The 8,051-nt window shown below is 38.6% G+C and carries 7 protein-coding genes; 1 reads left to right on the top strand and 6 read right to left on the bottom strand.

What is annotated here, in order from left to right; genetic code table 11:
* Window positions 1–302 precede the first annotated feature (302 nt).
* From GQR46_RS12815 to GQR46_RS12805, 3 genes are read right to left on the bottom strand one after another with little or no spacing between them, the layout of a single operon-like run.
* Window positions 303–2,225, bottom strand: coding sequence for a beta-agarase (locus tag GQR46_RS12815; protein ID WP_165741153.1), 1,923 nt, complete (start codon window positions 2,223–2,225; stop codon window positions 303–305).
* Between the two features lie 11 nt (window positions 2,226–2,236).
* Window positions 2,237–3,055 carry an alpha/beta hydrolase-fold protein gene (locus tag GQR46_RS12810; protein ID WP_165727460.1) on the bottom strand — a complete coding sequence of 273 codons (819 nt, stop codon included), beginning with the start codon at window positions 3,053–3,055 and terminating at the stop codon, window positions 2,237–2,239.
* 11 nt (window positions 3,056–3,066) lie between these two features.
* The gene (locus tag GQR46_RS12805; protein ID WP_007586186.1) at window positions 3,067–4,176 is read right to left on the bottom strand and encodes a Zn-dependent alcohol dehydrogenase; all 1,110 of its coding nucleotides are present in this window, start codon (window positions 4,174–4,176) and stop codon (window positions 3,067–3,069) included.
* A gap of 36 nt (window positions 4,177–4,212) precedes the next feature.
* On the opposite strand from GQR46_RS12805, the gene GQR46_RS12800 reads away from it, so the two are divergent.
* Window positions 4,213–5,067, top strand: a complete 855-nt coding sequence (locus GQR46_RS12800; protein ID WP_231611814.1) for an AraC family transcriptional regulator — start codon at window positions 4,213–4,215, stop codon at window positions 5,065–5,067.
* Here the strand turns inward: GQR46_RS12800 and GQR46_RS12795 are convergent.
* Genes GQR46_RS12795 through GQR46_RS12785 form a run of 3 tightly spaced genes read right to left on the bottom strand, consistent with a single transcriptional unit; the run spans window position 5,053 to window position 7,888 of the window.
* Window positions 5,053–6,330, bottom strand: a complete 1,278-nt coding sequence (locus GQR46_RS12795; RefSeq protein WP_165741152.1) for an FAD-dependent oxidoreductase — start codon at window positions 6,328–6,330, stop codon at window positions 5,053–5,055. The genes GQR46_RS12800 and GQR46_RS12795 overlap by 15 nt on opposite strands.
* Window positions 6,331–6,346: 16 nt before the next feature.
* On the bottom strand, window positions 6,347–6,655 hold the full coding sequence (locus GQR46_RS12790; protein WP_165741151.1) for a 2Fe-2S iron-sulfur cluster-binding protein: 309 nt from the start codon (window positions 6,653–6,655) through the stop codon (window positions 6,347–6,349).
* A gap of 60 nt (window positions 6,656–6,715) precedes the next feature.
* Window positions 6,716–7,888, bottom strand: coding sequence for a cytochrome P450 (locus GQR46_RS12785; protein WP_165741150.1), 1,173 nt, complete (start codon window positions 7,886–7,888; stop codon window positions 6,716–6,718).
* Window positions 7,889–8,051 lie beyond the last annotated feature (163 nt).

Below are 8,051 nucleotides of genomic sequence, written 5' to 3'. Positions count from 1 at the left end.
TTTTTTAATAAAATTGATATTGGTACCCCATAAACAAGTAGTGCGGGATAAACATAAAATAAGCTTCCGCCAACCATTAAGGCATCTGTTTTCTTTTCGGCCAATAGCACAAGTAAATATAATACACATAAAGATCAATCACTAATGCATACGAATTATGCCATCTATTTTTAAAATTTAATAAGACTTCTGTGATAATTAAAGATTGTCTATGAATTTAAAAAGCGGACGAATAACAACTAAGGCCACTAATAATTAGTGACCTTGCTTTTTATATCATAACAAATAGTTAGTTTTTTAAATTAAATATCATCACTGTACTCAAACGCTTGGAGCGTCACGCTGCTAACAAATCCGCCATCATCAGGATATGTAACTAATATTGTATTATTGGTTTTTAACAGCTCGTTTGGTACTTCGATTTCTAGCATACTAAATACTTGTGGGCGAAATACTTGCTCATCACCGGCATAATCGGTTGGTACAGTAACTAAAGTGTCATTTACTTTAACGATAGGTTGTTGAGCTAAATCATGCTCTCTACCAAAACTTAAACGCAATATACCTTTACCATATTCACTTATTTTTACATCGTTAATGTTAAATTTAAGCGCTGTATTGGCTTTAATTGCCTGTTTGTAGGTTGTTGCATAGTATTTATGCTCGTCAGACTCAGCAATAATTTTTATATTGTCGCTGAACGTATATTCAATAATTACTGTGGCTTCTGCGCCTATGTTAATGCTTTTTGGTAACTCATTTTTTACACCAATATTTTGTGATGTTGTTGTAAGTGTTGGCTCACCATTAGCAAAGTGCAAGTGCTTAATTTTAATGTTATTAATCGGATTGCTTGGTAGCTCTGTTAAATTTAGCAAGGCGCTATTAGCACTTGTTTCTAAATTACTGATAATTACATATGCTTTGTTATTGTTTACATAACTATCTACTAGTAAGTCGGCTTCGTTTGATTCAGTATTAACACGTGTGCCATTTACATCTGACCACAATTGATAAAATTTAATAATGTCGGTGAATACATATTCATCGCCTGTTTCACCTGTTTTTTCGTCATTGTGGCGTAGTAAGCGCCAAGCATAATCGCGTCCCTCATTACCACTCCACTCTGCTTTTGCTAAACTAAATGGAATGGCTTTAAGTATGAGATTCGGTTTAGCCATAAATTGCATCATCATAGGGCTAAACGATTTCATAGTTTGCCAGTCATTTATTGCAGTCCATGGCGTTGCTTCTGTTTTATGGTCACGCCCGCCGTATTCCGAAATCATGAAAGGTTTTACCTTACCTAGTTTAAGCTTTTCGTATTGCTCCATCATATCCATAGTGGCTTCTATACGGGCTCCTTTAAAGTTAGCAACGCCTTTATCGCGGTTTAAGTAGCCAAAGTCATAAAGGTGAATCGAAAAATAATCCATGTATTCACCGCTGGTATCTAAAAATAGCTTCATTCGCTCATCCCAACGATTGAAATTGTTATCGTCAAACCATGGAAAGGCAGTGGTGTACCCACCAATCTTAATACTTGTATTAACTTTTCGTATGCCTTGGGCTACTTCGTTATGAAAAATAAATGTATCGATAGGCTTACCGTGATGTACATCAACAAGTTCGTAAAGTGGCTCATTAAGTATTTCAAGGTATTGTGGGCGTGCTGGGCCTTTGTTCGGTCCTTGGTTGACATTTCGATAAAATTCATTTACAAAATGTCCCATGTATTGACCCACGGCATCGGTATTAGCAAAGCTCCATTCGCCTTTGCCTTTATGATTACCAATCCAAAACTGATTAATTTGCCCGCCTATCATTACATGGGCTCTATTGTCGTATTTATGAAGCTTCGACAACGTTTTACCATAATAATCTTCGCGAGCAGTTTTGCCATAAGCAGCGATACTCTCAGGGCTTGCGTACCCTAGATTATTTGGGTTTTGCTCAACTTGAGTCGCGTAATACGGCATAGAACCGTTATCACGACCAAAGTACACATCAAGGTCGTTAAGTAAGTAGTCGAGCTTATCTTCTTCCCCCTTCCAATCGGTTGTTGTTAGCATCGAGTGCATAACAATATATTTGCTTCTATCAAAGGTTGATAGGCCGTCAATACTTCGCTTTACGTTTAAATTTACGGATACTTCTGGCTGTGCGACTAAATTGCTTGATGCAGTACATGCAAATGCAATTAAAAGTGAGCTAATGACTTTCATGGGTTATTTCCTTATTTTAATTGTGTGTGAGTTTTGCTTTCTAATTGAGCAAAAAAGATCATAGTTTTAGCTACATGTTCGTGCCAATACTCCCAGCAATGGGTGCCTGCAAAAATATCGAACGTATGAGGAACATTTTCATCAACTAGCTTTTTTGCAAGCGCAGTATTAGCACTAAAAAGTACATCGTCTTTTCCGCAATCAAATCGCAGTGGCGGTAATGTCTTTTTATTCGCGCTCAATGTTTTAAACACGTCGCCTTTGTACTTATCAGTGGTTTTTTTTAGTGGCTTTAGAGTGTGTTCATCAACAAAGTGATTAAAGTCGTCAAGCTCAGTAATTGATGAATGCGCTGATATACCGCTAAAAATAGTTGGATGCTTTGCACCTAAACATAATGCTCCATACCCTCCCATTGAAAGGCCCGTAATATAAATATTTGATGAGCTCGAGCACATTGGTTGAGTTTGAATAACAGCGCTAATCACATCATCAACTATCCATGCTTCATAATCTGCATTTTTAAGTGGCAAATACCCGCTGCCCTCGGCGTGCGCGCCATCTGATGGCATCACTAATACAAACTCGTTAAGGCCACTGCTACGAAGCTGCTGATACACTTTATGTACGCCCCCTAGCTGGCTCCACACCCAGTGGCTACCATACACACCATGCAGTAATACAATTATAGGTACATTTTTATTACTGGTTGCTTCTTGGTAAATGCTTATATCACCTCGCCCTTTTAAGTGGCTGCTATACGCGGTTAGCGTTACAAAGTTATCAGCGGTGTAGCTGCTATTTGATATTTCTAAACGATGAATTGCCATTTTATACTCCTTTAATCATCAAACACGACGACACCTTTAGCGATACGCCCTGCTAGCATGTCGTCAAAGCCTGTTTGTAACTCATCTAACGAGTAAGTTTTTGTGACTAACTCATCGAGCTTGAGCTTTTTTGCGTCATAAAGGTCTAGTATTTGAGCAAAGTCGCGCTTAGGATTACATTGCCCGTAGAGCGGATTTATATAAATTTTATCCCACTCAAATAGTTCGCAATCAAAATCTATTTTTTGCTCAATGCCACTCACTTGTACCGCAACTCCCGCGCTGCGTATTAATGCTAATGGCGCTGAACCAAGTGCCGGCACTGCTGTACACTCAAAGGCATAATCGGCTCCGCGACTATTTGTTAGCGCTTTAACTTCGTTTATCATGTGAACTAAATCAGGGTCATACTTTTTAGCAAGTACGGTATGTGTAGCACCAAATGCTTTAGCTTGTGTTAATCGCTCCGGTGACAAATCAATTGCTATTATTTTAGCGGCGCCTGAAATTGCAGCCCCTTGTATTGCATTTAGTCCTACGCCTCCACAGCCTAATACGGCCACTGAAGAACCTGCTTTTACTTTAGCTGCATTAACTACTGATCCGTAACCGGTCATTACGCCGCAACCAACAATACTTGCACTTGGAAAAGGAATGTCACTGTGTATTTTTATAACTGCAGCAGCCTTAACGACGGTGTATTCGCTCATCGTACCTAAATGAAATGAGCGCTCTAAGCTATTGCCATTATGCTCACACGCTTGTTTACCTGCGTGTCCGCATAAACCATTGCCAGTTACGGGGCTATTTACTTCACAAATGTGTAAATTACCCTCTTGGCACTGGAAACACTCACCACACGGAATTGCCCAATTTAGTATTACTTTATCGCCGATAGTAAATTCCGTTATACCTTCGCCCAACTCAACAACGGTTCCTGCGCCTTCATGACCAATGATAAATTTTTTATTCCACGTTTTAATTGAATCCCAATCTGTATGACAAATACCTGAGGCTTTTATTTTAATTTTTACTTCGCCAGCACTTGGTTTTCCGACATTAACGGTATCGAAGAAAAAACCGCCTTTTCCATCTGCAATTGCAGCTTTTGCCTTGTACATGTAGACTCCTAAGTCTCTAAATATAAGTATTATGTTATGAAGCAACCGACAATTTACTGTGAACCGTTTTGTATAAAAGACGGTTACGATTTCGAAATTCATCATGTAAGTTATCTTCAGCACGATAGCTATTCATGTTTTATGCACTTTCATCAGGTGCATGAATTTATATTTTTTGAACAAATTGACGGCACTTATTTTTATCATCAAGGTGAATCGATTCTTTCTGATTTTGAGGCCGTTTTTACACCCGCTATGGAAACCCACGACTTTGCTTTAAATCCGCGCCCTAAATCTTGGTATATTGTGCAATTTATGCCTGAACGCCTTAATAATCAGGCCTTACAAGAATTTATAGAATTACTAAAAACTGGTTTGCATTTAAGCTTTAGCATTGAAATACAAAAAAGGATTCATAAGTTGCTCGCTTGGATGCTTAGCGAATTTAACGAAAATCCTAAAAGTAAAACCTGTGCTCAACTGTTTGATAGCTTAATCACTATGGTGTGCGAATATGGTAAAAGCAGTTTATCTAAGCAGCAAACGTCATTAAGTAGCTCAGCAAGTTTTAAAAAGCTTGCTCCGGTAATTAATGAGCTTAAAACAAATAACGGCCTTAACCTGTCACTTGAGCAAGCCGCAGCCCTTTGCCATTTATCACCTTCGTATTTTTCAAGGGTATTTAAAAAGCACTTTAGAGTGCCTTATTCCGACTACCTGATTCAGCACAAGTTATATAATGCCGCACGGTTACTCGGGCAAAGTGATGTTTCGGTGACTGATATATCTTACGATTTAAGCTTTTCTAGCCCGTCGTATTTTATTAAGCAGTTTAAACATCACTTTAAAGTGACTCCGCATCAGTATCGACAGCAGTTACGCCTGAAATAACTGAGGTTTTGCAAGTGCTATAGTCAAATTGTTCAATACCTGTTTGTTTACCTTTAAACCTTGCTTAATAGCCTGTGTGCCAAGTACATAGGCCTTTGCATAATTAACAGCTTCCACACAAAGCAGTGTGTCGTTATTAAAGTACCAAAGTGAAAATTGACCGGGAGCTTCTTGGCGCTTAATAATCTCGTTATAGCCTTGTGATAAACCTACTATTTGTAATTTATATTCGTATTGATCTGACCAAAACCAAGGGAGTGCAGGAGCTGACGTATTATTTTTAGCTAAAAACTGCGCAGCAACTTTAGCTTGGTCAACTGCGTTTTGTACCGACTCAAGTCTGATCCAACGATTATAAATTTTATTAAAATGAATAGTGCAATCACCAATTGAGTAGATATCAGGGTGTGATGTTTGGCATACGTCATTTACTTTTATGCCTTGCTCAACCACCAGCTCAGCATCTGTTGCAAGTTGTGTATTTAGCCTTACACCTACGCCAATTAAAATAAAATCGGCGGGATACTCACTGCCATCACTACATTGCACATAATGTTTATTGTTTGTGTGCTTAATTTGTACAATATCTTTTGCTGTTTGCAGGTCTACCCCCTTCGTTTTGTGTAAATCAGTTAAAAAGTTAGACATAGCAGATGATGTGACTCGCGATAGTATTTTTTCTTGTTTTTCGATAACCGTTACTTTAGCGCCAAGTGCAATAAAGGATGACGCCGATTCAAGGCCGATATAACCTCCACCAATAATCACCACTTCTTTGTTAGTGCTTGCACTTAGCGCTTTTTTTATTGCTACGGCATCACTATGTGTTCGCATTGCGAAATATTGAGAGGTGCCATATTCATCTACAGTTTCACTAAGGCCTGTAATTGGAGGAATAAAAGCTGAGCAACCGGTTGCGATTACTAATTTATCAAATGCTAGATGCTTATTATTTTCAAGAGTAACTATTTTGTTATCTTTATTAATTGCAGTAACACGCTCACCTAAACATAAATCTATATGGCTATCTGTGTAGGATTTTTGCACCTTTAAAGGTATTGATTTTACCTCTAACGATTGCAGCGTTTTTTTAGACAGCGGTGGCCTGTGATATGGCAGTTCAGGATCGCTATCGAGTAACGTAATTTTACCCAGCCAACCTTGCTGGCGTAAGTTAAATGCAAAGTTAACGCCTCCATGGCTTGCACCAATAATAACAACGCTTTGCTGCAGTGAGTTTGGCTCTAATTGTGTGTTTTGCATAATGCTGTACCCGCTTTTAATTGGCTACTCTGAAGGTCATGCCATCAATATTTTCAGACACCTCAATTTGGCAACATAAACGGCTGTATTGCGTTACGTTATCGTCCAGCTCTAGCATGTCGCTTTCTATCTCATCGGGTTTACCTACTTTTTTAAAGTCATCCGGTGTTAAGTAAATATGACACGTTGCACACGAACATACACCGCCACAATCACCATCAATACCAGCAACACCATTTGCTGATGCCAGTTCCATTAGCGAGCCACTGTCGCCCTCTACTTCAATTGCATCGTTTTTTTGGGTTATAAATATTACTTTCGCCATCGTATTAATCCTCTACTTTTACTTGTTACTGTATTTATTTAACTATTTTCTACGGTGTTTTTATTTTGATTTAAAGCTAACGTGCAGACTGTTAAAGCCAACCTTTCTTGAAAACTCACCGAGTTTTTCAATATTTTCATCTGCTTTTATTGCCTCTATTTGAGCAACTTTATTAGCAAGCGATAACACTAGTTGACGTAAAATTTGGCGGGCATGCGTTGCGCCCAAACAATTGTGATGGCTAAAACCAAAACTAATATGCGGGTTAACTTTTCGATCGAAGTCGACATTGTTAGGGTTTTTGAATACCTTTTCATCGCGATTAGCCGACGCCCAACATAACGAAACTCGTGTGTCGGCTTTTATAGCGTGCTCACATACACTTGTGTCTTGCGTAGCGACACGGCCCATTTGCGTAAGCGGCGAAAAATAGCGAATTAGTTCTTCTACGGCCCTGTTTAATATTTCAGGCTCATCATCAATACGCTTTAAATCGCTGATGTTTTCGCTAAAGTAGGCAATAGAGTTTGTGATCGCGTTTATAACGGTGTCGCGCCCCCCTGCAAAGGTGAGGATCATCACACCTTTTACTTCTTCTTTACTCAGCTTTTTACCGTTCGCCTGTGAATTTAAAAGCACTGAATATAAATCATCACCCGGGATTGCAATGGCGTTTTCTATTTGCTCATCAATGTAGTTGTATAGAATATTGGCTTTATCGCCATCAAGGTCACTGTCTTCACTTCTAAATACATGAGTACCCCAATCTATCCATGTTTGTGCTTTATCCATTGAGGTATTAAGTAACAGCGTTAACGCTTTAGATTGAAGAGGTAAAGCAAATTGTGACACCACATCAAACGACTCTGCTTTAAAGGCGTTTTCAATAGTTTCATCAATAATGGTTTGTAAACGCGCTTGGTAACATTCATCTAATGGGCGTTTAAACCAAGGGTTTAATAATTCACGAAAGCCACCGTGCTGAGGAGGGTCTACTTCAAACGGAATTTGGCGTGTTTCACGTATTGCCACTTCTGATGGAATTACAATACGTCCAGGTTTAGCACCCGATTGAAAAACAGCACAATTATGCGCTGCTTTTCGTACATCTTTTAAGCCTAAGATCATATTTACAGGATCGTTTTGGTCATCCATTTGACCCATTCCTGTTACTTTTCGTTGCTGTACAAACGCATCGGGAAACTCGCTAATACCAGTTACTTTTGACGTCATAATGAAACCTAATTTCTATTATTAATCTATTTTTGTTACACCATTTTAATCGCAACTTTATTATACAAATACACTGATTTTGCTTAAAAATGGTAATTTGATGCTCTTTATTGCTATTTTAAATATAAAAAAGCCAGCAATTAAAGCTGGCTTTTGACGGAGT

It is taken from the genome of Pseudoalteromonas sp. Z1A6, from assembly GCF_011378745.1.
GTDB lineage: Bacteria > Pseudomonadota > Gammaproteobacteria > Enterobacterales > Alteromonadaceae > Pseudoalteromonas > Pseudoalteromonas arctica.
This window is presented reverse-complemented; position numbering and strand designations above follow the sequence as displayed.

Bases quoted from the DNA above. Each gene is read 5' to 3' on its own strand.
- GQR46_RS12815 (WP_165741153.1), bottom strand. From the start codon at position 2,225: ATGAAAGTCATTAGCTCACTTTTAATTGCATTTGCATGTACTGCATCA.
- GQR46_RS12810 (WP_165727460.1), bottom strand. From the start codon at position 3,055: ATGGCAATTCATCGTTTAGAAATATCAAATAGCAGCTACACCGCTGAT.
- GQR46_RS12805 (WP_007586186.1), bottom strand. From the start codon at position 4,176: ATGTACAAGGCAAAAGCTGCAATTGCAGATGGAAAAGGCGGTTTTTTC.
- GQR46_RS12800 (WP_231611814.1), top strand. From the start codon at position 4,213: ATGAAGCAACCGACAATTTACTGTGAACCGTTTTGTATAAAAGACGGT.
- GQR46_RS12795 (WP_165741152.1), bottom strand. From the start codon at position 6,330: ATGCAAAACACACAATTAGAGCCAAACTCACTGCAGCAAAGCGTTGTT.
- GQR46_RS12790 (WP_165741151.1), bottom strand. From the start codon at position 6,655: ATGGCGAAAGTAATATTTATAACCCAAAAAAACGATGCAATTGAAGTA.
- GQR46_RS12785 (WP_165741150.1), bottom strand. From the start codon at position 7,888: ATGACGTCAAAAGTAACTGGTATTAGCGAGTTTCCCGATGCGTTTGTA.